Genomic DNA, 23,888 nt, shown 5'->3' with positions numbered 1-23,888 from the left:
GTGCGGCTTTTTGCTTTTCCTATGGAGTCACTTTACATATTCTTACTTTAAAGGATAACATAGAGGGACTGGAAGGTGTTATTCTTTACAATTTTAAAAAGGAGAAACAAATTGCATATTTCAGAAGGGTCTCTGCTTAGAAGCTTAGAAGCACACTATGAGCTCGAAGAAGTCAAAGGGCTTGTTCCTATATCTACTGGGCGTACATCTGATGCCCGCCTTTTAGAAACCGCACAAGGACAACAATTCGTTATAAGACGACTAAGAAGTAAACATCAAGCGACCTGCGAATTTGAAATATCTCATAGAACTGCAGCGAATCAGATTAGTCCATACATGCTTCCTGGTCGAAATGAAAATGGATATATAGAGGTTCAAGGCAGTATATACAATCTTCAGCAATATTTAAAGCCGGATAAGGTCTCTGTTCAGGACAAGTTCCTGCAAATGGGCAATGCTATGGGCATCCTGCATACCGTATTGAGGTATACGACAATTCAAGAGCAAGAAGACCGATTTTCTCTGGAATGCAGCTGGAATACTGCAACGGTATCTCACAATATATCTGATAATTTAAAGACGTCTCTTGAACAATATGTAACCGCTTGTCTTGAGACGCAGCAACGAAGAGAAGAAATTATTCATGCCGATCTTGGCATCTGGAATGTTATTTTTCATTCATCATCGGTGTATATTATTGATTTTGGAGAAGTGAGAACAGGTGATTATCATTTTGATGCAGCTGCACTATTAACTTCGTCAATCAGTAAGGCATGGACAGATCAACAGGCTGCTAGTTCTATTTCAGATTTTAAAAAAGGTTATGAACAGAGCGGTGTAAAACTGGAACAAAGCTTGCTTCTCGAAAATATGATCCTGTGGTTGGTAAGGGGAGCAGCAGCCGTTCTTGCGGAGTACGGCGAAACAGAACAAACGACGAATTACGTTAATCAAATGATGGCAGACATAACGAAATATAAACGATTATTGGGCTGAATGCGAGGAAGGGAGAGGACGGTTATGCTTCAGGCTGCAGTGGGACTGGATATTGGAGGAACGAATATAAAGGCCGGGCTTGTACGAGAGGATGGAGTCATTCTGTACGATATGATGGCTCCGACAAATGCAGAGAAGGGCAAGGATCAGCTGCTTGACTCCATTGCCGAAGCGGCTGCAAGCTGCATGGAGCAGGCCCGGAATTATACAAATATCGAAGTAACAGGAATCGGAATGGGAACAGCAGGGTTCATCACGTTAGACGGGGCCATCGGTAGTGCAACAGCGAATTTGCCAGATTGGAAAGGAACTCCGTTAAGAGCGGAAATGGAGCGAAGACTCCACCTCCCTGCACAGCTGGAGAATGATGTGAACGTACTCGCCATTGGAGAAATGTGGCAGGGCGCAGGCAGAGGTTTGACTGATTTTTTATGTGTTAGTCTCGGAACGGGTGTAGGCGGCAGTATCATAACAAACGGCCATACCTATCGGGGAAGAAGTGGATACGCAGGTGCCTTCGGACATCAGATTATCCATAGGGGTGGTAATCCCTGTACATGTGGATCGAAAGGCTGCTGGGAGCAGTATGCTTCAGTTACAGCCCTAAAAAGACAGGCATTGGCAGCGGGACAGCCTGCTTGGGCTGATGATCCCAGACAATTGTTTGCCCAAGCTGAGGTGGGAAATGAAACTGCAAAAATCCTTATCCACGATTATGCCGAGTTCATCGCCATCGGTCTAACAAATCTCATTCATCTCTATAATCCACCCGCTATTATTATCGGCGGTGCGATTTCAGAACAGGGGGATGCCTTGCTCCGCCCGGTACGCAAACATATAGAGAGGTACACGATGGATGGATTTGCGGATCATCCGCCGCTTCCGATCCTGCCCGCCATATTAGGAAATAGAGCTGGGATTATAGGAGCAGCCAAGCTGATCCTTACATAGCTTAGCTGCTCAGTAACAAGCTTAGTGATAGATCTTGGAGGTCATAATTTTACCTTGTTTATCATGGATAATGACTCTCATATCTTTACCTGACGCGATTTTCTGGGCCGCATCCTCTGCTTCATTTTTTAAGTGATACGTATCCTCTGGTTTGTCTTTGCCTTCTTTTTTGATCGCCCAGCCATCTTCGTAGGGTACAACATGAAGATTCTGGTGATCACCGGATGAATGAACGGGTCTGTCTTTGCCGCCGCCAGAGCTGTTCTTTCCTTCAGGATGATTCTCATCCCATTCCTTGGCTTGAGCGGTAGCGATGGCAATCGCCCGGCCTTCCTCATATCCGTCTTCAAGTAAAGCATTGGCAATTTCCACTGCTTTCTCACGGATTCTGGGGTCAAGATTTTTCATGGATGGAGGGTAGTCGTTTTTGCTCCATGGCATAATGGTTCTCTCCCTTCACTAGATATCTCCTATCTATTTACCCGATAACAAATTGACAAAAACATGAGGAGGGGAATCGATCATGCTGCTTCAACTGGCTCTGCCGTTTATATTTACGATGATCATTCACGCTGCAGACAGCCTTTCTTATGCGCTGAGGCTAGGCGGATTAAGAACGAAGCGGATCACGATTGCTTTGTCTTTATCTGGCATGCTGCTCCTTGTCTCAAGATCTTCGAATATGGCACAAGGGCCGCTGCTTGGCTCAATGGTGGATAAGGCGAATGGCGTAGACAGCAGTATGCTGCAAACTCAGCTTCACTTAATATTAGGAGCGGCAGCAGTGGGGACGGTCATTGCCATTCTCATGTTTCCAACCATGGTAAGATGGTCCTCAAGGCTGGTGGTTCATTTGGAGAAGTCAGGATCCATTCCTGGAATGTTTGCTTCTTTATGCTCCATGAATAAGATGAAAAATGCACTCCACTACATTTCTTGGCCTAGGTTCTCCATGCTTCAGACGTGCTTCGGTGGGAATCTGCCGAGAAGGCTGATGGTCCTCAACATGTCGGTGACGGCTATTTATACGGTTGGCGTTCTTGCCACTTTATATGCAGCCTATCTAAACCCCGAACAGGCGATGGCTGCTTCACAATCTTCGGGCTTAATTAACGGTATGGCAACGATTCTGCTGACTCTGCTAATCGACCCGCGAATCGCCCTTCTAAGTGATCGATCACTTAGGGGAGAGATTCGTTTGGAGCAGATGAACCGGGTATATGGCTGCATGCTGATGTCACGTCTTGCCGGCACGCTGCTAGCCCAGCTGCTTCTAGTACCCTTCGCTCTGTGGATTAGTCTTGTAGTGGGCTGGATTTAGTTAGTGCAGGACATTTAACTAGTCCAGAGCTGCTAGACTCAGCATTAGTATCCTAACATCAATTTCAACGGCAAAAAAACGCAGGGCTTTTCAGCTCCTGCGTTTCTAATGCTCCTGCGTTTCTATTGAATGAGGCTAATATGCTCAGCTGTTCTCTTTCTCAAATAAATGGACGTACTCAGCGTAGCCTTCTTTCTCTAGATCCTCTTTTGGAACGAATCTTAGTGCTGCAGAATTGATGCAGTATCTAAGGCCGTTCTCGCCAGGACCATCGTCAAATACATGACCCAGATGAGAATCAGCTTCACGGCTTCTAACCTCGGTACGAATCATGAAATGAGACAAGTCGGTCTTTTCTTTAATACTGTAGTCCCGAAGGGGTCTCGTAAAGCTGGGCCAGCCGCAGCCTGCATCGTATTTGTCACGTGAGCTGAACAGAGGTTCTCCGGATACAATATCCACATAGATTCCCTCTCCTTCATGATCCCAGAATTCATTCTGGAAAGGAGGCTCAGTCCCATTATTCTGAGTGACATTGTATTGCATCGGGCTCAGCTGCTCTTTCAGCTGTTCCTTGCTCATAGGCCGGGACCAATGGTTTTCGATGAAATCCACACGTCCTGAGCCTTTGCTATAACGTTTGTAATGAGCTGGATTTTTCTTATGATAGTCCTGGTGGTGCTCTTCTGCTTCATAGAATGTCTGAGCAGGCAGAATAGGCGTAAAGATTGGTTTATCAAATCTGCCACTTGCTTCAAGCGCTTGTTTGGATACTTCCGCCTTCACCTTCTGCTCTTCCGTATGATAAAAGATGGCAGTTTGGTATGAAGTCCCGCGGTCATGAAATTGTCCTCCGGCATCGGTCGGATCAATCTGCTGCCAGAACAAGGCTAACAGCTTCTCATAAGGGAATACTTTCGGATCATAAGTGATCTGAACAGCCTCCACATGACCTGTCGTTTCAGAGCATACCTCTTCATAGGTCGGATTCTCCGTATGTCCTCCGGTATAGCCTGATCTTACCTTCAAAATGCCGGGAAGATCTTCAAAGGGTGAGACCATGCACCAGAAGCACCCTCCCGCAAATGTAGCCTTTTCTGTAAATAGTGGTTCCATCCTATATTCACTCCATTCGATGAAGAATAATGAGATCAACTTGTCCTTGAAGTATTATATCTTAAAAAACCGATATTATACAAATGAAGAGGTTATCTCGGTCCTTCTATTTGCTTTAACCTTATTTTGTACGCGGCAAACGCGCTGGCGAGCATAATAACATAAACCAGAGCTATACCTGCAGTTTGCAGCGGGTGCTCAAACAGGTTCCCTCCTGCATAAGCATACAGCGCAATACTGGGGATTTTGCCAACAGAGGTTGCCAGCAGATAGCTCCAGAAGGGCAATGAGGCCGTTCCAGCGTAAATGTTAACTCCCATCTGCGGGATGACAGGCAGCATTCTTGCAATAAGAATCGTACTGAACGTATGCTGGCTGAACAGGGCAGAGAGCTTTGAAATAACGGGAATTCGCTCCAAGTATAACCGACCTTTCTCCTGAAACAACCATCTGAACATCATGTACACCGCGATAGAGGCAATCGTAGTCCCCAGCCACGTAACGATACCACCCATAACAGCACCGAAGGAGTAACCCAGCAGCCCGATCACAAGCTTATAAGGGAGCACGGGAAACAGAGCGAATAAGGTGGCAATCAGCGTTAAGTTGAAGTAATTTGCATGCTCCTGTGCCCAAGCCATGACTTCATTGCGATATAATAGAAGAAATATTAGTGCTGGCAGATAAAGCAGTGTAAGGAGAAGCCATTTTTTCATGTTATCATCCTCGATGAATTCGTCATTCTTTCATTATACCGGATGCGTGCGAGACTTACATAAGGAAGCCTGCGTGCACTTTGCTAGTTGGGCCGGCCCTTGTTACACTAGAGCAGGTGATTAAGAAGGAGACAGGAGGAAGTTAAGAATCAGATGAGAACAACACATCGAAAAAGAATTGCGATCGCAGGACTGGGTGACATCGCAAATAAAGTATATCTGCCGCTGCTTACGGCTCATCCTGAGGTGGAAGTTGCCGGGGTAATGAATCGATCGTTGTCCAAAGTGGAGGAGATTACCTCACTATATCGGCTTGAGCGGGGAACAACCAAACTGGACGAGCTGCTCGACTGGAAGCCGGATGCCGTATTTGTACATACCTCAACAGAAGCTCACCATGAGATCGTTATGGCCTGTATCGAACGGGGAATTGCGGTATACGTAGATAAGCCCTTGTCCTATAATCTTAAGGAATCCATAGAAATGGCGGCTTTTGCCGAATCCATGGGTGTACTCCTTGCTGTCGGATTCAATCGCAGGTTTGCTCCACTATACCGTGAGGCACGAGATTGGATCAGTCAATCCGGAGAGATTGAGAGCATCGTCTGCCATAAGCATCGGATGAAGCTGGACAGCCGCTCCAGCCGTGTTACCGTCTATGATGATCTCATTCATATGATAGATACTCTGTTATGGCTTAGCGGTGAGGATCACGAGCTCATATCGCATCAGCTGAAGACGAACGATCAGGGAGCGCTGCTCCAGGCTTCAGGCAGTATTGTGACAGGAAATAAAGGAGTGGGCTCGTTTGGCATGGTGCGTTTTGCAGGGGCGGACACCGAAACGATAGAGCTTCATGGAGCTGGCAGAACAGCATCAGTTCACCAGATGGAAACACTGCAGCTTCATGCAGCAGGTGCACCGGGGATCATCCGAACACCGGGAAGCTGGGAAACAATCCTCACTCGCAGAGGATTTACGGGCTGCGTACAGCATTTCCTGGGCTTTCTCGGCAAAGATCCGGAAGGCTGTGAGCTTCATGCCGGCCGAGTGCTTGCAAGTCATGAGCTGTGTGAAGAGCTTCTGATGCCGTAATACTTAATGATAGATCATATAAGACAGGAGAAATGAGCCTTGAATAAAAAAGAAATGGAAGAACAAATCATTGAGAGCTACAGACAGGATGAGGATATGATGATTCTTGTCTTCGCCCAGTGGTGTGTCAACAATGAACAGAACCCTGAGGAGCTGTATCGTAAAGCATATCCTGACCAAAAGAACAACGAACGACTTCAGCATGTGTTAAATCTCGTCGTTCCTAAGGAAGAAGCAGGTGACATTGCAGACGATACACTCCTTGGTGTTCTCTCATTATACGGTAATGATGATCTTGCGATGGTTGTAGCTGAGGTTATCCAGCAGCGCAAGCGTTAGAGAATCTGTTCTCGGTGAATGGAACGGAATTCCCTGGGCGACATTCCGAATCTTGCCTTAAACACGCGATGGAAGTAAGTATAACTGTTAAAGCCGGAGGACTCCGCGACGTGTTCAAGTGACATCGGACTAAAAATAATGCGCTCCCGCGCCATATTTAACCGGATATCCAGCGTATATTGCATAATACTTGTATCAAATGCCTCCTTAAACAAATGAACAGCTCTCGAGACACTGATGCCGATGCTGGAAGCTACATCCTCCAGTTTAAACAGTGTAGAGGCATTCTCTACAATGTAATTTTTTATTTGATAAGCCAAATAGCTGGTTTGTGTCGTTATCGGATGCTCTGAGAGTAAACGATCAATTTCAAGGCATAATATGCGCATATAATAGCTTGGGATCTCCGGGAATGGATTTGCGATCCGGCGCTGTTCAAGCACGATTTGACGAAATAGGCTAAGTAGGCTTTCGGTCAGCTCGACCTTGATCCGCGTCGGACGTTTTTTTCTGTGCCACCATTCATCCGCCCAATCTCCAGTGAAAAAAATATGATAATCTCCACTTTCCACAAGGGAATTACCGGCACCATTCTCCTCATTGTCAATCTTGAGTTCATACGGTTCTGTCGGATGAAATAGCAGCAGATCACCTGATTCTATAAAGGTCATTTGGTCATCAACCCGGGCTCTGCACCTCCCATCGGTCTGAAGACGAAACAGATAATTTTTGACTCCTTCGGGCTGTGAGAAATAGTAAGGCTTCCGGTGAAAAGAAAAGCCGGCTGTAAGAACTTGGCAGGATTGTTCAACTGACATAACTACTGACTCCTTGAAATAAAAATATTGACCAGATTGTTCATGTTTTGATCATATACTTCATTTTAATTTATAAACGAATCGAATACTATAGTACCAGTTAAGAATTACCTTAAAGGTCAATCACCAGAGGAGTGACAGGATCAGTGGATAAAATGAAGGCAGGCATTATCGGGTGCGGAAATATCAGCAGCATATACCTCACGAACCTGAAAAAGAGTCCTGTAATTGAAGTAGTAGCGGTAGCGGATATCATTATGGAACGCGCCGAAGCGAGAGCAGCCGAGTTCGGTATAGCAAACGCTTACACCGTTGACGAGCTTTTGCAGAATGATGAAATTGAGCTTGTATTAAATTTGACGGTACCCGGCAGTCATGCCGTAACCAATATAGCTGCACTAGAGGCAGGTAAGCACGTATACGGCGAGAAACCATTCACCATCTCTCTTGAGGATGGCCGCAGAGTGCTTGAGCTGGCAGAAGAAAAAGGGCTTTATGTTGGAACCGCCCCAGATACTTTCTTGGGATCGGGTATTCAGACTGCAATCAAAGCCATTCAAGACGGAGTCATTGGAAGACCGGTATCTGCAACCGCCTTTTTCATGGGGGGCGGGCCTGAGTCCTGGCATCCTGATCCGGAATTTTTCTATGCCTACGGCGGAGGACCAATGCTGGATATGGGACCGTATTATTTGACAGCACTCGTTAAGCTCTTAGGACCGATTCGCAGGGTAAGCGCTTCAACCGGAGTTCAAATTCCAGACCGTGTCGTTGGATCCGGTCCGAAGCAAGGGCAGAAACTTCAGGTACAAACGCCTACCCATCTGGCCGGAACCATGGATTTCGCCAATGGAGTGATTGGGACGATGATCGCAAGCTTTGATGTTCGCGCAGGTTCCGGACTGCCGCTGATTGAAATTCATGGAACAGAAGGCACGCTGCAGGTACCCGATCCAAACTTCTTTAACGGCGATGTTAAAGTGAAGCGAATTGGATCAGATGCTTGGGAAGTGATCCAGCCAGTAACGGCCAGTGAGCAGAATGAGCGTGGTCTCGGTTTGAACCAGATGGTAGAAGCGATCCGTGGCGGAAGCGAGGCAGAAGCGAGTGGTAAGCTTGGATACCATGTGCTTGAAGCGATGCATGCGTTTGAGCGCTCTTCAATTGAAGGCAGACATGTACTGCTGGAGAGCACGACGCAGGTTTACAAGAAACCTGAGCTTGTTTCCAACAACTGATTAAGACTTACTAAGCATACACCTAAATTAACTAGCTGCAAGCGGAGGTAAAGTTCATGACCCAAACATTAAAAGTAGCTATTATCGGCTGCGGTGGTATCGCAAACGGTAAACATATGCCATCTCTTTCTAAACAAAAGAATGCTGAAATGGTTGCATTCTGTGACATTGTTGAATCCCGTGCAGAGGAAGCAGCAAGCAAATTTGGTGCCGAGGGAGCTAAAGTATACACAGACTATCAAGAGCTCCTTAAGGATAAGAGCATTGATATCGTCCATGTGTGTACGCCAAACGATTCCCACTCGGTTATTACTGTGGCGGCTCTAGAAGCAGGTAAGCATGTCATGTGTGAGAAGCCGATGGCCAAAACTTCGGAGCAGGCCCTGGAAATGATCGAGGCGGCAAAACGGACGGGCAAAAAACTGTCCATCGCTTACCAGAACCGTTTCCGCAATGACAGTCTGTATTTGAAGGAGCTTATAGAAACCGGAGAACTCGGGGATATCTACTATGGCAAAGCGATTGCACTTCGGCGCCGCGGTGTTCCTACTTGGGGCGTATTCCTTGACGAAGAGAAGCAAGGCGGCGGACCTTTGATTGATATCGGCACCCATGCGCTTGACCTAACCTTATGGCTGATGGATAACTACAAACCTAAGAGTGTAATGGGCTCTGTATTCCATAAGCTTAGCGGACGGGAAAATGCAGCCAATGCATTTGGTCCTTGGAATCCGGAGGAGTTTAATGTGGAGGATTCAGCCTTTGGCTTTGTGACAATGGAGAACGGGGCTACCATTCAGGTGGAAGCGAGCTGGGCTCTTAATGTGGTGGAGACGGGCGAGGCACAGACTCTTCTTGCAGGGACAGAAGGCGGAGCGGATATGAAGAACGGTCTTCGTTTGAATGGTGAGAAATTAAGCAGACTGTATGAACAGAATATCGATCTTAATGCCGGCGGTGTTGCCTTTTTTGCAGGCGAGAGTGAGAGTGACGCGGATCGGGAAGCTAGAATGTGGATCGAGGCGATTCTTGAAGATAAGGAACCTCTTGTTAAACCAGAGCAGGCTTACGTCGTAACTCAAATACTTGAAGCGATCTATGAATCAGCACGTACTGGAAAAGCGGTATATTTCGAGTAATAAGCAAAACTTCCTTATTCATTTAGAAGCAGCAGTTTAAATATAGTTGAAGTACTCATTACAATACAGGAGGGATTTAGTTTATGAAATTAGGCGTATTTGCAGTTCTATTCGGTGGTCGTAAGTTTGAGGATGCATTAGATTATATCGCTTCCAAAGGTCTAGGTGCGATAGAGATTGGTACAGGAGGGCATCCGGGCAATGCTCATTGCAAACCGGCTGAGCTTCTGGAGAATGAAACGGCATTGAAAGAATTCAAGAAGGCAGTTGAATCTCGTGGTTTGATCATTAGTGCGCTCAGCTGTCACGGTAACCCGCTACATCCGCAAAAAGAGATTGCTAAGAAGTTCCATGATGATTTTGTTAACACAGTGAAGCTTGCTGAGAAGCTCGAAGTACCTGTTGTTAACACGTTCTCAGGCCTGCCTGGTGATCATGAGGATGCGAAATATCCGAACTGGCCTGTCGCTCCGTGGCCAAATGATTTCCAGGAAGTATTGAAATGGCAATGGGAGAATAAACTGATACCATACTGGACGGAATGGGGTAAGTTCGCTTCTGATCACAATGTAAAAATCGGCCTTGAACTGCACGGCGGATTCTCGGTTCATACGCCAGCTACACTGCTTAAATTGCGCGAGGCAGCGGGTGAAGTGATCGGGGCAAACCTAGATCCTTCTCACATGTGGTGGCAAGGTATTGATCCTGTGGAATCCATCAAAATTTTGGGTCGTGAAGGAGCGATTCACCATTTCCATGCCAAGGATACAACGATTGATCCTGTTAACGTAAATATGTATGGTCTTACGGATATGCAGGATTATACAAATATGCAAACCCGCGCATGGCAATTCCGCACCGTCGGATTTGGTCATGATATCAAAACCTGGGCAGATATTATCAGTGCCCTGCGACTTGTCGGATATGATTATGTTGTAAGTATTGAACATGAAGACGGACTGATGTCCGTTGAGGAAGGTTTCTCAAAAGCCGTCCACAATCTCAAGCAAGTACTTATTGAAGAACCGCTTGGCGATATGTGGTGGGTCTAACATCAACAGGGGGAAATAAGAATGATTAACGTCACGATCTGGAATGAATTTGTTCACGAAAAAATTCATGATGAGGTTAGAGAAGTATACCCGGAAGGCATTCACAAAGCGCTTGCTGATGGTCTTTCAGGAGAAGGATATGCGATTCGTACAGCTACTCTAGATGAGCCGGAGCATGGTTTAACGGATGAGGTCTTGAATACGACGGATGTATTAATCTGGTGGGGTCATATGGCTCATGACAGAGTAAGCGACGAAATCGTAAGCAAGGTTGTGAAGAGAGTATTAAATGGTATGGGGTTTGTTGTTCTTCATTCGGGACATTTCTCCAAACCGTTCAAAGAGCTGATGGGTACTTCCTGTGACCTGAAGTGGCGGGAAGCTGGGGAACAAGAAATTATATGGACTGTAAATCCGAGTCATCCGATTGCAGAAGGAATCGACAGCCATATCATATTGGAACATGAAGAAATGTATGGTGAATTCTTTGATATTCCAACGCCGGATGAGCTTGTATTCTTGAGTAATTTTCAGGGCGGAGAAGTGTTTAGAAGCGGATGTACGTTCAAACGAGGTGAAGGTAAGATCTTCTACTTCAGACCAGGACATGAAACGTATCCAACGTACTACCGTCCGGAGATTCTAAGAGTGATCAGCAATTCCATTCGATGGGCTTATCCTCTTCATCATACCAAACCGGTATTTGGTAACAGCGAACCGGTCAGAGCATTAGGTAACGTGCTTGTATAAGCGAATTTCAACAATAATACCATGGACTTACATCTAAGTGAGTCCATGGTATTTTTAAAATTATATAGGTACAAAGAACTGGTTATTCAAATATCAGCGTGATATAATAGAAATGCTTATGAATCCTGATCTTAAAGCCTTCTAAAGTGTGTGGACTGTCTTTGGATGGTCTTTTTTAATTGAAGCGGTTGACTGATTTCACAATTGGGTCATTAGCTTCATTTTTGGTTAATGGTTATAGTATACTTCATGGGATATGGTATAGTTTCTTTCCATACACCAAGAAATGTGCTATTATGATATGTACTAACTAATTGTAAGTTTGTGTTGATGGAAATATTTAAAGAGGTGAATATAATGGAAGGTCAACATCTGAAGATGTGTCCAAGATTTGAGTCGGCCTTTTCATTCCTGGGCAAACGATGGAATGGTCTCATTATTCAAACATTGATGGATGGTCCTAAACGATTTAAGGATATTTCGAATCTCATACCTCAAATGAGTGATAAAATGCTGTCAGAGCGAATGAAGGATCTGGAGAGCGAAGGAATCTTAATAAGACACGTATATCCGGAGACACCCGTCAGAATTGAATACGAGCTTACCGACAAAGGGAAAGCACTCCAGCCTGTAATGCAGGGAATTCAGCAGTGGGCGGAGCAATGGGTTGAATAGCCGAAGCTAGGCTCGTGGCGTCATGAATCTTGTGTGGAGAGGATGAAACTCATGGCAGATATAATTGTTGTTGGTGCAGGTCCTGCAGGAGGCAGTGCAGCTATTTTTGCGGCTAAGGCAGGCAAAGAAACGATCGTTCTTGACAGCGGTGCAAGTATGACAAAGCGCGCCTGGATGGAGAACCATTATGGAACAGAGGGCATATCAGGTCCGGATCTGTTAACATCAGGCAGAAAGCAGGCAGAGAAGTTTGGCGCTGTTTTCTACGATGAGAAGGTGACCTCGATCACCTCCGAGGATGGTCAGGTCAGGCTTACAACAGAATCAGGTAAAGAATACACGGCACTGCACGTAATTCTGACCACCGGTGCTAATCCTGAACTGGCCGCAAATAGTGGGATCCGTATGATTGAAGGACGTGAGCCAAGAATAAAATCGGTTATTGAGGTGGATCGTCTCGGCAGAACAAGTATGCCAAATGTCTGGGCTGCTGGAGTCATTGCTGGAGTCAGTGTCCATACCATCGTGACATCCGGTGACGGAGCAAGAGTGGCCATTGAGGTGCTCAGTGAGCTTAACGGTGAACGGTATGTTGACCACGATATACTTAAGTAATGACTTCAAACTCTTTATTTTTCTGAAGAAAGATAAAGGGTTTTTTTATTAGCACTTGAGGTATGATCTTCGTATTTATTTGTCGTCCTTGCACAAGTCAGTGCTTTTCGTAGTATAATTGCAGAAAGGTCCTAAAAGGCTTAAAAGGAGGGCGATCTACTTGAACAAAATCGTCGTATCTCGTAAAGTGAATTACTTTCAACAAGATGTTGCCGAGCTTGAGCAAGCATCCCTCCGCGTTCAGTCGATCTATGAGAAGGCAGCCAGAATGGTGAAACAGTACTTTTCTCCAGCAGCTGCTGAGAAGCTTGAAGCAACAGTCCTGTCCCAGCGCTCATACTTTCAAAAGTGGATACACACGAGCAAAGGATGGAAATTCATTGGAAGTGAATATCAGAATGAACAAGCAGAAGCCCGTCCCCCATTAGCTGATCTGAAAACGGATACAAGCATGGGCGAGTCTACAGCTGTATCGACCAAACGTGGCGGAACTTTTGCGAGCTTAATTCTACAGGCATTCATATGGTCTCAGTATGAAGAGATTCAATTGTTTCATCCGTTTCTGGGAGATGAATCCTTTTATACGGGAGAAGAGATGGATGTCATTGCTGCTTACTTTGTGCCGACTTATTTGACGGAGAGACCGCTGTATGAGAGTGGAATCCAGTATCGAAGAAGAGATTACGGAGTTACGATCTTCCAAGAGGATGTACCAGCTCCGTCTGTCGTATTTGATTCAGAGTGGGGAACGATGGAAGGTAAGCTTATGACAGGAGTTTATGTGTCAGGTCTGCAATTTAAGGGACTTGGTCCTTATTTAAAAAATATGAGCGGTAACCGAATATATATGCAGGCAGCAGTTCAGTAGTAACATCATACTGGTCATATCAGAAGAGCCCAATCTTGGGCTTTTTTCTATTGGAGTTGAAGTTAAACACAAGATAATAGTATGCTATATAAATAGATTGTAGAATAATGCAAAAAAAAGTAAGGCGGTGATTGCATGAAAGTGCGGTACTCATTTACAATTTCAGCAATAATTCTACTCTTGTTCATATTTACGGGCTGCAGTTCGGTAGATAAAGGGACAAGCCTGGCGGAGGATCAAACGCCGGGAACTGTTGAACTCCGTGTAGAAGGTGGCAGCTACATACCGGCATTGACTCAACCTGTACAGATTAGAATTAATGAAGGACTTACAGTACATGATGCAATCGATCGTGTTGCTGAATTTAATGAAGGATCGAATGCCATTGCTTCCGTTGGCTCGTATGTATTAGATGAGTCTCTTGAGTGGAGATTAAAATTAAATGATGAGGATATTGGCTCCGATGCATGGGGAAATTCTTTAGATAGTAAAGATTCACTAATTCTATACATTCAACCTATTGCCAAGATTGAGAATATGGAGCCATCGGCTGTAACCTTAACGATTTATGGCGGGGTAAGTCAGCCGGATTTGCGGGGCTCCATTGCTAGTCTTTATTTTCCTAATTTGACCGTAAGAGATATTTTGGAGAAGAATGAGCGGATTCAACTGACGGATAACAAACGATACGTTCATTCGATTGATGGTTATGTTCCGTTAATTACGGAAAGATGGAAAATTGAAGTGAACAATAAAGAGTTGATGGATAATGGACTGGATATGGTGCTTAGTCCGAGAGACGAAATAAGATTAGAGCTTGCTGAACGACAGTAGTCGGTGGCAGGCTTTTTTTGTCGATAACAAGACCTAATGCATCTGTATTGGGAATATTCACACATTCAAATATCCTACCATGGTATCATTTTGAAATATTCGCCAAAATATGATTTTCATTTCAGAATCTTTAATTTAAAATAATAAAAGATGAATCAATCACTTTGAGACAAAGACATTACCGTATCTTGGAAAGAAGGGTTAACCTATGGGTGTAATCAAGGGGAGAATGAAGGAACAGCAGGTGCCTGTTAATGTATCAGAAGTTATAAAGGCCAAGGCTTATCCAGTAGGAGACGAGCGGGATTTCTATTCATTGATCGGACGTATGGTTACTCTACAGAATCGCGAAATTGGCGTGTTCAGGACAAGTGACGGTGGTCTGTTTGCTCTCGATAATGTAAGAATAAATCCAGAGGGAATCAGGCTCACGGAGGGCATTGTGTCTGGACATACGGTGTATGATCCTTCCGACGATTGGAAGGTTGATCTGGAAACGGGAGATGTCACAAGGGAAGCTAGTAATATAACCAAGGTGCCAGCTTATAGGGTGCATATCATGAAGAGCAAATTGTATATTGTGCTTGCTTAAAATGGGTGGTCTATTTCCATCTTCATATAAAAAAAGAAGCCGATCTTTCTCTAAATCAGAAGGTCGGCTTTTTGTCTTGTTAAATCCTGCAGATTTCTACCGGGCATTGCTCGCAGCGGCAAATCTGTTGAAGAACGCTTAATTCCTTGATCACGATGCAGCCATCATCATATGCCAGAGCGCCTTTCTTGCGCAGCTCAGCGAGCATTCGATTGACACTTTCCCGGGTTGCACCAATCATATTCGACAGATCCGTATGTGTCATCTTTTTGTTAATCCGAATATCCTTGCCATCCACTTCTCCATAAGTATTTCCGAGCCGGATTAGTGTTGAGCAGAGAGCTCCCTGCTTGCCGTACATCATAAGATCGCGGAATTTCGTCTGTGTAATTCGATGGTATATACCCATCCATTTCATAAAATCAAGTGCAAATCCGCCGTTGATCTCAATGAGCAGCTGAAGCTCTGAGGTTTCTGCATATCCAATCTCGCTCTCTTCCAATACTTCAGCAGAATAGCTGTGCCTAGAAGAGAAGAAGGGGTCGGCATGACCGATCAAATCCCCGTCCTGATGAATATACATGATTAATTCTTTTCCTTCATCTGTGAATTTCGTAATCTTGATGCGCCCGTGCTTAATAAAAAACAGCTTGTCGGCAGGATCCCCCTCCCAGAACAGATGAGAGCCTTTTGGTAATGATCGATACTTCAATAAGTTGAGTAAGAGCTGTTTGTTCTCTGATGTGAAGCAGCGGATATTGCCTTCTTTTTGTTCAAGTAATGCTAAGTGAGTCATATGCGATTCCCCCTTGCACTGTTCGATTTACAAGTTCAGTATATACCTTCGTTAAGAGGGCGGGAGAAGCAAAGTATGGCAAAATTCCAACATTGTGATTCATTTCACTATCGAATCCGAAGTTTTTATACATTGTGAATAAATTCACAAACAAAGAGAATCATGCATGATATGATGACTTCGTAATCCAATAGAGAGACAAAAAACTCAGAATTTGGGTAGGAGGATGATAGGAGATGGCTGTTAAGAACGAGGCTGTATCCAAAGAAGTTACTGCGGCGGAATATATTAATGAGCTGGTAACCAAGGGCAAGAAGGCGCTGGAAGCATTTATGCAATTAGATCAAGAGGCGGTTGACCGTATTGTTCAGGCGATGGCACTGGCTGGTCTTGATAAGCACATGAATCTAGCCAAGCTGGCTGTGACGGAAACAGGCCGCGGAATTTATGAAGACAAGATTATCAAGAATATTTTTGCTACAGAATATGTCTACAACAATATTAAATATGACAAAACGGTCGGCGTCATCGAAGATAATGAGTTTGAGAACTATCAAAAAATAGCGGAGCCGGTAGGCGTAATTATGGGGATTACCCCTGTAACCAATCCTACCTCTACAACGATGTTTAAGGCACTGATTGCCATAAAGACACGAAACCCTATCATATTCGGTTTCCATCCATCGGCACAGAACTCAAGCCGGGAAGCAGCACGCATTCTAAGAGATGCAGCGATCAAAGAAGGCGCACCAGCTGATTGTATTCAGTGGATTGACGCCCCGTCGATGGAGAAGACAAACGAGCTGATGAATCATCCGGATGTTGCACTCATTTTGGCTACCGGTGGTGGAGCGATGGTTAAGGCAGCTTACAGCTGCGGTAAACCGGCACTTGGCGTTGGACCAGGAAATGTTCCTTGCTTTATAGAGAAGACGGCGAATCTTAATCAAGCAGTGACAGATTTGATCTTATCCAAATCCTTCGATAACGGAATGATCTGTGCATCAGAGCAAGCGGTCATTGTAGAAGAACCCGTCTACGATGAAGTGAAGAAGAGAATGGTGGCGGATGGCTGCTACTTCGTAACCAAAGATGAAGCGGCGAAATTAACGACTTATGCTATCTCCGCTGACAAATGTGCTGTTAATCCGAAGATCGTCGGCCAGTCGGCTGTCGATATTGCGAAGATGAGCGGAATCGTCGTTCCAGAGAATACCAAGATTCTGGTTGCTGAGCTGGACGGTGTTGGAGAAAAATTCCCATTGTCCGCTGAGAAGCTGAGTCCGATTCTGGCCTGCTACAAGGTTAAGACGGTAGAGCAGGGGATAGAACGTGCCGCAGAAATCGTTTCTTTTGGAGGAATGGGACACTCTTCGGTTATTCATTCAAATGATGATGAAGTGATCAGCCGTTTTGCAGATCATCTCAAGACCTGCCGGATTCTTGTAAACTCTCCTTCAACTCACGGTGCAATTGGGGACATCTACAATACCAACTTACCATCATTGACGCTGGGCTGTGGTTCATACGGACGGAATTCAACCTCTTCGAATGTAACCGCAGTGAATCTAATCAACGTGAAGAGAGTGGCGAGACGTACAGTGAATATGCAATGGTTTAAGGTTCCAAGCAAGGTTTATTTTGAGAAGGGCGCTACCCAGTATCTTGCGAAAATGCCTGACATTTCTCGCGTACTCATTGTTACAGATCCCATGATGGTGAAACTGGGCTACGTTGATAAAGTGGAGCATTACCTGCGCCAGCGCCGGAAGCCTGTGTTCATTGAAGTGTTCTCCGATGTGGAGCCTGATCCTTCAACAACGACCGTAGAAAATGGTACGAAGCTGATGAACAGCTTTGAACCGGACTGTATTATCGCCCTCGGCGGCGGTTCACCAATGGATGCGGCCAAGGCGATGTGGCTGTTCTACGAGCATCCTGATGCAGAGTTTGATCATATGAAACAAAAATTTATGGATATCCGTAAACGGATTTACAAATATCCTAAGCTGGGACAGAAAGCTAAATTTGTGGCAATTCCAACAACCTCGGGAACAGGCTCAGAAGTAACCTCATTTGCAGTGATTACAGATAAGAATAAAGGCAATACCAAGTATCCGCTGGCCGATTACGAGCTGACACCGGATGTAGCTATTGTAGATCCAGATTTCGTATATAGTCTGCCAAGGGTAGCTGTCGCAGATACAGGTATGGATGTACTGACTCACGCAATCGAAGCCTACGTATCTGTCATGGCAAATGATTATACAGATGGCCTCGCGATCAAAGCGATTCAGCTCGTATTTGAATATCTCGAAGCTTCTGCTCTTACGGGAGATAAGCTGGCAAGAGAGAAAATGCATAACGCATCTACGATTGCCGGAATGGCCTTTGCGAATGCGTTCCTTGGCATCAATCACAGTCTTGCCCACAAATGGGGCGGACAGTATCACACGGCACATGGACGGACCAATGCCATTCTCATGCCGCATGTCATCAGATACAATGCGAAGAAACCGACGAAGTTTGCTTCCTTCCCGAAATATGATCATTTCACAGCAGACCTTCGTTATGCCGAAATTGCACGTATCCTGGGATTACCGGCGAATACGACAGAAGAAGGGATTAACAGCCTGATTCAGGCAATACGCGATTTGAATAAAAAGCTGGGCATACCGGCTTCGTTCCAGGAGCTTGGCTTTGATCCGAAGGATTTTGAAGCGAGAGTCGATTATTTGGCAGACCGGGCATTTGAAGATCAGTGTACTACTGCGAATCCGAAGCTGCCACTTGTCAGTGAGCTGGCAGATGTGTACCGGAATGCTTTCTATGGAAGATTTGATAAATAACCGTGTTCTTCATCGTAAATGGTGAAGCTGTGCTGAGCAGAAGGAATTTCCTTCGTTCAGCACGGCTTTTTTTTCGTATGCTTGTTCCGCACAATATAGGAATGGGAAGCATGACTACAACAGTAAAAATAAAATGGAGTAACAGGCTTAACTTTGTGATATTCATCACATAATTAATGTGATCTGTATAATATAATTTGAAATGTAAGAGAGAAGAAATCCATTTCATAGAACCCAAAAGGCAATTTCACTTCCCTATAAAGAGTGGAGAGAAGGGGAGTGAGCAGGCAGATTAGTGAAAATAATCACAAATAACCTTACCACAATAACAGAGCCGAGGGAGAAAGAGTAACAGCAGGGATGGAATTTCGTACCTGCCTTCATGATCTGTCTAGTGTAACCACGAATCTATTGGAGGGATTACCATGGCGGTAACCGAAAAAGAAATGCAAAACGTACAATCCGGCTGGAGAAGCTTCAAGTCCGGAAAATGGACAAAAGAGGTTAATGTTAATAACTTTTTAGAGAAAAACCTCATTCCGTATGAGGGTGACGAGAGCTTTTTGACAGGTGCGACAGACAATACAAAAGCGCTGTGGGAGATCGTTATGGATCTAACCAAGAAAGAGAGAGATAACGGCGGAGTACTGGATGTGGATGTCAACACCCCTTCAACAATTGTATCCCATCAGCCTGGATACTTGGATAAAGAGAAGGAGCAGATTGTCGGCGTTCAGACGGATGCACCATTTAAGCGTTCCATTCAGCCGTTTGGCGGTATCAAGATGATGATCGATGCTTGTGAAGCCTATGGCTTTAAGCTTCCTGAGCCGATTATTGAAATGTTCACCACGATCAGAAAAACACATAACCAAGGGGTATTTGATGCCTATACGAGTGAAATGAGAAATGCGCGGCGAGCCGGCATCATCACAGGCCTGCCAGATGCCTACGGCCGCGGACGTATTATCGGTGACTACCGAAGAGCAGCGCTGTATGGAATTGACTTTTTAATCAAGGACAAGATGAGAGAGCAGGCTGAGCTGGAAGTTGATGTGATCGATGAAGATGTCATCCGGCTTCGTGAAGAATTGTCTGAACAGATACGAGCGCTGAAAGAGCTGAAGCAGCTTGGTGAAATGCACGGATTCGATATTTCCGGTCCTGCACGTAATGCCAAAGAAGCCTTCCAATGGGTTTACTTCGCTTATCTGGCAGCAATTAAAGAGCAAAATGGTGCAGCGATGTCACTTGGACGTGTCTCTTCCTTCCTGGATATCTATATCCAGAGAGACCTTATAGAAGGAACACTGACTGAAGAGGAAGCACAAGAGCTGGTGGATCATTTTGTCATGAAGCTGAGAATTGTAAAATTCCTGCGTACACCGGATTATAACGAGCTGTTCAGTGGAGATCCAACATGGGTCACGGAATCCATTGGCGGCATGGGGATGGATGGCAAGACACGCGTCACGAAGAACAGCTTCCGCTTCCTGCATACGCTGTACAATCTCGGACCCGCACCAGAGCCAAACTTGACGGTGCTATGGTCAGAGCAGCTGCCAGAAGGGTTCAAGAAGTACTGCGCCAAGGTATCTATCGAAACCAGTTCCATTCAATATGAGAATGACGATCTGATGCGTCCGATCTATGGAGACGATTACGGTATTGCCTGCTGCGTATCTGCAATGCGGATCGGGAAGCAGATGCAATTCTTCGGTGCACGTGCGAACCTTGCTAAGGCGCTGCTGTATGCAATTAACGGCGGTAAAGACGAGAAATCAGGAGCCCAGGTGGGTCCAGAGTATCCGCCAATTACATCTGAAGTACTGAACTATGACGAGGTTATGAAACGCTTCAAGCCGATGATGGAGTGGCTCGCGAAGCTGTATATGAACACGCTGAACGTGATTCACTATATGCATGATAAATACAGCTACGAACGGATTGAAATGGCGCTGCATGATCGTGACATTCTGCGGACGATGGCCTGCGGTATCGCTGGACTGTCTGTAGCAGCCGATTCGCTTAGTGCCATCAAGTATGCAACGGTTCGCCCCATCCGCAACGAGAATGGAATTGCCGTGGATTTCGTTATAGAAGGCGAGTATCCTTGCTACGGTAATAACGACGACAAGGTTGACCAAATCGCAGTGGAGCTCGTCGAGTCCTTCATGACGATGATTCGCAAGCACAAAGCCTATCGGAATGCGATGCCGACACAATCGGTACTGACGATTACATCGAATGTTGTGTACGGCAAGAAGACGGGTACGACACCGGATGGACGTAAAGCAGGAGAGCCTTTTGCCCCAGGAGCGAATCCAATGCACGGACGCGATAAAAAAGGCGCACTGGCTTCCCTCAGTTCCGTTGCCAAACTGCCTTACGAACACAGCCTGGATGGTATTTCCAACACCTTCTCGATCATTCCGAAGGCACTTGGCAAAGAGGAAGAAGCCCGTAAGACCAACCTGACAGCAATGATGGACGGATATTTTGGAAGTGGAGCCCATCACTTGAATGTCAATGTCTTTAATCGAGAGCAGCTGATTGATGCAATGGAGCACCCTGAGAATTATCCACAGCTGACCGTACGGGTATCGGGTTATGCGGTTAACTTTATCAAACTGACACGTGAGCAGCAGCTTGATGTTATTAACCGGACATTCCACGGCAATATGTAACAGCTAACTGCTAGCTACTCAACAATCTGCACAGACGCACAAAGCGGATGCGATAGGAAAAGGGATGGTATAAATGGTCAAAGGTCATGTACATTCACTAGAAACATTTGGTACGGTTGATGGTCCCGGCATCCGCTTCGTGCTGTTCATGCAGGGATGTCTGCTGAAATGCCAGTACTGTCATAACCCTGACACCTGGGCACTGGATGGCGGGAACGCAATGTCACTGGAAGAGGTGATCGCTGAGATTGAGCCTTATATTCATTATTATAAGAGCTCTGGTGGAGGCTTGACTGTCTCTGGCGGTGAACCTACGCTTCAAGCGGCCTTTGTTACTCAGCTGTTCCGCGAGGTCAAGGATCGCTGGAATCTGCATACGACGCTGGATACGAACGGATTTAATGATATGGATCGTATAGATGAGCTCCTTAAGGTAACGGATCTTGTGCTGCTCGATCTGAAGCATATCGATAATGAGAAGCATGAGCGCCTGACAGGCAAATCGAATGTAAGAATGCTGGAGACGGCACGCTGGTTATCGGAACATGGCAAGCAGATGTGGATCCGCCATGTGTATGTTCCTGGCATTCATCATGATGAGAAGGATCTGCTTAATCTGGGCAGGTTTATAGGAACACTGGATGGAGTAGAAAAATTTGAGATTCTTCCCTATCATCAAATGGGAATTTATAAATGGAAGCTGCTAGGCAAAGAATATCCCCTTGAGGGTGTCCCCTCTCCTGAACAAGCGGAAATAGACCGTGCTTATCGTCTCATTGAGACGGGACGCAAGGAAGCAAGCAAGATCGAAATTTGATAAACGTGTCGTAATAACGAACTCCCTTCTAACATGAGAAGGGAGTTTTTACGTATTTTTCGAGGATTTTATCCCTCGATCTTTAAATTGTAGTCCTATCGGACACACAGCAATGTTTTTATAATGAAAATTGTAAAGCAAGTAAGTTACATACAATACAAGCTCATAGAAAGCGGGGGCAAACGAATGTTGAAGAAAAAGTTTGGTTCTATGATGTCGTTAATGCTGGCAGTGTCACTGACACTGGCAGGCTGTGGAGGCAGCACTAATACGGAAACACCTGCTGCGGAGCCTGGAACGTCTGGCGAAACACCGCCGGCAGCTTCGGCTGAGCCGTTTGAAATGACACTTCGGCATACGCAGGTCGGTGCGGACAAGGAACGCCGGCTTGCGATCCTGCAGGACGTGGTTAAGAAGGTGGAGGGGGAAGTCGAAGGCGCATCTTTTACCCTGGATGGAGTTGATTCTGACGTTAACCGCAAAGAAAAGCTGCGGGGCGAAATGGCTGCAGGTAATCCGCCGGATATCTTCGACCTGTTCGGCAGCCCAGATGCGAAGGTATACGCCAAAGAAGGCATGCTTCTCAATCTGACACCGATTCTTGAAGAGCTCGGAATTCAGGATAAATTCTCTTCACTTGAGCCGTTCACTTATGAAGGCAATGTATATGGTCTGCCGGTCGGAGGATCTGGCGAAGGGTTTTTCTACAACAAGGAATATTATGAGTCGAAGGGATGGCAGCCGCCGGCTACCTTTGCCGAATTTGAGCAGCAGCTGGCTGATATTAAGGCAGATGGCAAAGTGCCGCTGGCTGGAGCTTCGAAGGCAGGCTGGGTACCTCTTATGCTGACGAACCATCTCTGGTCGCGATACGCAGGCTCTGATATTACAAACAAGTTTGTTACCGGCGAAGCGGCTTGGACCGATCCGGGTGTTGTCAAGGCCTTTGCTAAGCATCAGGAATGGGTTGATAAAGAGTACTTCAAGAAGGGCGAGCTTGGATTTGAGTATGCGGAATATACGACGCAGTTCACGAGCGGTGAAGCTATCCTGATGTATGACGGTACATGGAAATCCTCCGTATTCAAGGAAGGGCAGTCTGGTGAAGGCTTGATCGGAAAGGTTGGATTCTTCAACTTGCCTCCTGTTGATGGAGGAGTCGGAGACCAAACCTCTCTCATGCGCGATGTGAATAACGGATATGGCTTTGCAGCTTCGGTTGCGGACGATCCACAGAAGCTCGCAGCAGTGAAATCCTTCATCAAGAATATGTTTAATGAAGAAATGCAAATTAGAGGTCTGGTTGAAGACGGTGTACTGCCGGCTATGAAATTCGATGAAGCTGTACTAACCGAAAGTATTACCGATGATTTGATGAAGGAGATCGTTGCTGTCCTTAATGCTTCCGCTACTTCTTTCCCTGCATTTGACTCGCTTGTTCAAGCGGATGTAACGACTGAGATCAGTAATATTCAGATTCAGAAGCTGATTGGCGGCCAAACGACCCCTGAGCAAATGGCAGAGGATCTGCAGAAAGTTCAAGAAGAAGCAAACGCAGCAGTGGAATAAAGAGGCTTAAGCACCGTTACCATTCATAATCGTGATCAGCATAAAACGATAAAAT

Annotated in this window: 23 protein-coding genes; 18 read left to right on the top strand and 5 right to left on the bottom strand. The window is 45.6% G+C overall.

Going from position 1 to position 23,888, the window contains the following annotated elements; translation table 11 throughout:
* Positions 1–111 precede the first annotated feature (111 nt).
* Together PUW25_RS17665 and PUW25_RS17660 are read left to right on the top strand one after the other, a co-directional pair.
* A complete protein-coding gene (locus PUW25_RS17665; protein ID WP_047911002.1) occupies positions 112–996 on the top strand; it encodes a phosphotransferase in 885 nt (294 codons plus the stop codon).
* 24 nt (positions 997–1,020) lie between these two features.
* Positions 1,021–1,947, top strand: coding sequence for an ROK family protein (locus tag PUW25_RS17660; protein WP_047911003.1), 927 nt, complete (start codon positions 1,021–1,023; stop codon positions 1,945–1,947).
* 21 nt (positions 1,948–1,968) lie between these two features.
* Here the strand turns inward: PUW25_RS17660 and PUW25_RS17655 are convergent, their stop codons facing one another.
* Complete coding sequence (locus PUW25_RS17655; protein WP_047911004.1) at positions 1,969–2,388, bottom strand: DUF2188 domain-containing protein; 420 nt, start codon at positions 2,386–2,388, stop codon at positions 1,969–1,971.
* An 82-nt stretch (positions 2,389–2,470) separates the two neighbouring features.
* Between PUW25_RS17655 and PUW25_RS17650 the strand changes: the two genes are divergently transcribed.
* Entirely contained in the window at positions 2,471–3,268 is a 798-nt protein-coding gene (locus tag PUW25_RS17650; protein WP_047911005.1) for a lipid II flippase Amj family protein, read from the top strand.
* 144 nt (positions 3,269–3,412) lie between these two features.
* On the opposite strand, the gene msrB is transcribed toward PUW25_RS17650, so the two are convergent.
* Positions 3,413–4,384, bottom strand: a complete 972-nt coding sequence (gene msrB / locus PUW25_RS17645) for a peptide-methionine (R)-S-oxide reductase MsrB (RefSeq protein WP_047911006.1) — start codon at positions 4,382–4,384, stop codon at positions 3,413–3,415.
* A 92-nt stretch (positions 4,385–4,476) separates the two neighbouring features.
* A complete protein-coding gene (locus PUW25_RS17640) occupies positions 4,477–5,100 on the bottom strand; it encodes a TVP38/TMEM64 family protein (RefSeq protein ID WP_047911007.1) in 624 nt (207 codons plus the stop codon).
* A gap of 153 nt (positions 5,101–5,253) precedes the next feature.
* On the opposite strand from PUW25_RS17640, the gene PUW25_RS17635 reads away from it, so the two are divergent.
* The gene (locus tag PUW25_RS17635; RefSeq protein WP_047911008.1) at positions 5,254–6,195 is read left to right on the top strand and encodes a Gfo/Idh/MocA family protein; all 942 of its coding nucleotides are present in this window, start codon (positions 5,254–5,256) and stop codon (positions 6,193–6,195) included.
* 39 nt (positions 6,196–6,234) lie between these two features.
* Positions 6,235–6,534, top strand: a complete 300-nt coding sequence (locus PUW25_RS17630; protein ID WP_047911009.1) for a hypothetical protein — start codon at positions 6,235–6,237, stop codon at positions 6,532–6,534.
* On the opposite strand, the gene PUW25_RS17625 is transcribed toward PUW25_RS17630, so the two are convergent.
* The gene (locus tag PUW25_RS17625) at positions 6,531–7,352 is read right to left on the bottom strand and encodes an AraC family transcriptional regulator (protein ID WP_047911010.1); all 822 of its coding nucleotides are present in this window, start codon (positions 7,350–7,352) and stop codon (positions 6,531–6,533) included. The genes PUW25_RS17630 and PUW25_RS17625 overlap by 4 nt on opposite strands.
* Positions 7,353–7,498: 146 nt before the next feature.
* Here PUW25_RS17625 and PUW25_RS17620 point away from each other — a divergent pair, with 146 nt between their 5' ends.
* The 9 genes from PUW25_RS17620 to PUW25_RS17580 all read left to right on the top strand — a co-directional run bounded on the left by PUW25_RS17620 (position 7,499) and on the right by PUW25_RS17580 (position 15,115).
* Positions 7,499–8,590 carry a Gfo/Idh/MocA family protein gene (locus PUW25_RS17620; protein WP_047911011.1) on the top strand — a complete coding sequence of 364 codons (1,092 nt, stop codon included), beginning with the start codon at positions 7,499–7,501 and terminating at the stop codon, positions 8,588–8,590.
* A gap of 56 nt (positions 8,591–8,646) precedes the next feature.
* Positions 8,647–9,729 carry a Gfo/Idh/MocA family protein gene (locus PUW25_RS17615; RefSeq protein ID WP_047911012.1) on the top strand — a complete coding sequence of 361 codons (1,083 nt, stop codon included), beginning with the start codon at positions 8,647–8,649 and terminating at the stop codon, positions 9,727–9,729.
* A gap of 83 nt (positions 9,730–9,812) precedes the next feature.
* On the top strand, positions 9,813–10,781 hold the full coding sequence (locus PUW25_RS17610) for a sugar phosphate isomerase/epimerase family protein (RefSeq protein ID WP_047911013.1): 969 nt from the start codon (positions 9,813–9,815) through the stop codon (positions 10,779–10,781).
* 21 nt (positions 10,782–10,802) lie between these two features.
* On the top strand, positions 10,803–11,531 hold the full coding sequence (locus PUW25_RS17605) for a ThuA domain-containing protein (RefSeq protein WP_047911014.1): 729 nt from the start codon (positions 10,803–10,805) through the stop codon (positions 11,529–11,531).
* Between the two features lie 357 nt (positions 11,532–11,888).
* On the top strand, positions 11,889–12,206 hold the full coding sequence (locus PUW25_RS17600; protein ID WP_047911015.1) for a winged helix-turn-helix transcriptional regulator: 318 nt from the start codon (positions 11,889–11,891) through the stop codon (positions 12,204–12,206).
* A 51-nt stretch (positions 12,207–12,257) separates the two neighbouring features.
* Entirely contained in the window at positions 12,258–12,821 is a 564-nt protein-coding gene (locus PUW25_RS17595) for an NAD(P)/FAD-dependent oxidoreductase (RefSeq protein WP_047911016.1), read from the top strand.
* 160 nt (positions 12,822–12,981) lie between these two features.
* The gene (locus PUW25_RS17590) at positions 12,982–13,689 is read left to right on the top strand and encodes a hypothetical protein (RefSeq protein ID WP_052511818.1); all 708 of its coding nucleotides are present in this window, start codon (positions 12,982–12,984) and stop codon (positions 13,687–13,689) included.
* 135 nt (positions 13,690–13,824) lie between these two features.
* Positions 13,825–14,523, top strand: coding sequence for a hypothetical protein (locus PUW25_RS17585; RefSeq protein WP_047911017.1), 699 nt, complete (start codon positions 13,825–13,827; stop codon positions 14,521–14,523).
* A gap of 208 nt (positions 14,524–14,731) precedes the next feature.
* Positions 14,732–15,115 carry a nitrite reductase (NAD(P)H) small subunit gene (locus PUW25_RS17580; protein ID WP_052511820.1) on the top strand — a complete coding sequence of 128 codons (384 nt, stop codon included), beginning with the start codon at positions 14,732–14,734 and terminating at the stop codon, positions 15,113–15,115.
* A gap of 79 nt (positions 15,116–15,194) precedes the next feature.
* On the opposite strand, the gene PUW25_RS17575 is transcribed toward PUW25_RS17580, so the two are convergent.
* Positions 15,195–15,911 carry a Crp/Fnr family transcriptional regulator gene (locus tag PUW25_RS17575; protein WP_047911018.1) on the bottom strand — a complete coding sequence of 239 codons (717 nt, stop codon included), beginning with the start codon at positions 15,909–15,911 and terminating at the stop codon, positions 15,195–15,197.
* Between the two features lie 236 nt (positions 15,912–16,147).
* Here PUW25_RS17575 and adhE point away from each other — a divergent pair, with 236 nt between their 5' ends.
* The 4 genes from adhE (at position 16,148) to PUW25_RS17555 (ending at position 23,833) form a co-directional block, all read left to right on the top strand.
* Positions 16,148–18,760, top strand: a complete 2,613-nt coding sequence (gene adhE, locus PUW25_RS17570) for a bifunctional acetaldehyde-CoA/alcohol dehydrogenase (RefSeq protein WP_274337343.1) — start codon at positions 16,148–16,150, stop codon at positions 18,758–18,760.
* A 425-nt stretch (positions 18,761–19,185) separates the two neighbouring features.
* On the top strand, positions 19,186–21,447 hold the full coding sequence (gene pflB / locus PUW25_RS17565; RefSeq protein WP_047911020.1) for a formate C-acetyltransferase: 2,262 nt from the start codon (positions 19,186–19,188) through the stop codon (positions 21,445–21,447).
* Positions 21,448–21,520: 73 nt separating this feature from the next.
* Complete coding sequence (pflA, locus tag PUW25_RS17560) at positions 21,521–22,264, top strand: pyruvate formate-lyase-activating protein (RefSeq protein WP_047911021.1); 744 nt, start codon at positions 21,521–21,523, stop codon at positions 22,262–22,264.
* 186 nt (positions 22,265–22,450) lie between these two features.
* A complete protein-coding gene (locus PUW25_RS17555; RefSeq protein WP_047911022.1) occupies positions 22,451–23,833 on the top strand; it encodes an ABC transporter substrate-binding protein in 1,383 nt (460 codons plus the stop codon).
* Positions 23,834–23,888 lie beyond the last annotated feature (55 nt).

It is taken from the genome of Paenibacillus urinalis (assembly GCF_028747985.1).
GTDB lineage: Bacteria > Bacillota > Bacilli > Paenibacillales > Paenibacillaceae > Paenibacillus > Paenibacillus urinalis.
The sequence above is the reverse complement of the archived record's forward strand: the minus strand, read 5'-3'. Positions and strand labels throughout refer to the sequence as shown.

Bases quoted from the DNA above. Each gene is read 5' to 3' on its own strand.
- PUW25_RS17660 (WP_047911003.1), top strand. From the start codon at position 1,021: ATGCTTCAGGCTGCAGTGGGACTGGATATTGGAGGAACGAATATAAAG.
- PUW25_RS17655 (WP_047911004.1), bottom strand. From the start codon at position 2,388: ATGCCATGGAGCAAAAACGACTACCCTCCATCCATGAAAAATCTTGAC.
- PUW25_RS17650 (WP_047911005.1), top strand. From the start codon at position 2,471: ATGCTGCTTCAACTGGCTCTGCCGTTTATATTTACGATGATCATTCAC.
- msrB (WP_047911006.1), bottom strand. From the start codon at position 4,384: ATGGAACCACTATTTACAGAAAAGGCTACATTTGCGGGAGGGTGCTTC.
- PUW25_RS17640 (WP_047911007.1), bottom strand. From the start codon at position 5,100: ATGAAAAAATGGCTTCTCCTTACACTGCTTTATCTGCCAGCACTAATA.
- PUW25_RS17635 (WP_047911008.1), top strand. From the start codon at position 5,254: ATGAGAACAACACATCGAAAAAGAATTGCGATCGCAGGACTGGGTGAC.
- PUW25_RS17625 (WP_047911010.1), bottom strand. From the start codon at position 7,352: ATGTCAGTTGAACAATCCTGCCAAGTTCTTACAGCCGGCTTTTCTTTT.
- PUW25_RS17615 (WP_047911012.1), top strand. From the start codon at position 8,647: ATGACCCAAACATTAAAAGTAGCTATTATCGGCTGCGGTGGTATCGCA.
- PUW25_RS17610 (WP_047911013.1), top strand. From the start codon at position 9,813: ATGAAATTAGGCGTATTTGCAGTTCTATTCGGTGGTCGTAAGTTTGAG.
- PUW25_RS17605 (WP_047911014.1), top strand. From the start codon at position 10,803: ATGATTAACGTCACGATCTGGAATGAATTTGTTCACGAAAAAATTCAT.
- PUW25_RS17600 (WP_047911015.1), top strand. From the start codon at position 11,889: ATGGAAGGTCAACATCTGAAGATGTGTCCAAGATTTGAGTCGGCCTTT.
- PUW25_RS17595 (WP_047911016.1), top strand. From the start codon at position 12,258: ATGGCAGATATAATTGTTGTTGGTGCAGGTCCTGCAGGAGGCAGTGCA.
- PUW25_RS17585 (WP_047911017.1), top strand. From the start codon at position 13,825: ATGAAAGTGCGGTACTCATTTACAATTTCAGCAATAATTCTACTCTTG.
- PUW25_RS17580 (WP_052511820.1), top strand. From the start codon at position 14,732: ATGGGTGTAATCAAGGGGAGAATGAAGGAACAGCAGGTGCCTGTTAAT.
- PUW25_RS17575 (WP_047911018.1), bottom strand. From the start codon at position 15,911: ATGACTCACTTAGCATTACTTGAACAAAAAGAAGGCAATATCCGCTGC.
- adhE (WP_274337343.1), top strand. From the start codon at position 16,148: ATGGCTGTTAAGAACGAGGCTGTATCCAAAGAAGTTACTGCGGCGGAA.
- pflB (WP_047911020.1), top strand. From the start codon at position 19,186: ATGGCGGTAACCGAAAAAGAAATGCAAAACGTACAATCCGGCTGGAGA.
- pflA (WP_047911021.1), top strand. From the start codon at position 21,521: ATGGTCAAAGGTCATGTACATTCACTAGAAACATTTGGTACGGTTGAT.
- PUW25_RS17555 (WP_047911022.1), top strand. From the start codon at position 22,451: ATGTTGAAGAAAAAGTTTGGTTCTATGATGTCGTTAATGCTGGCAGTG.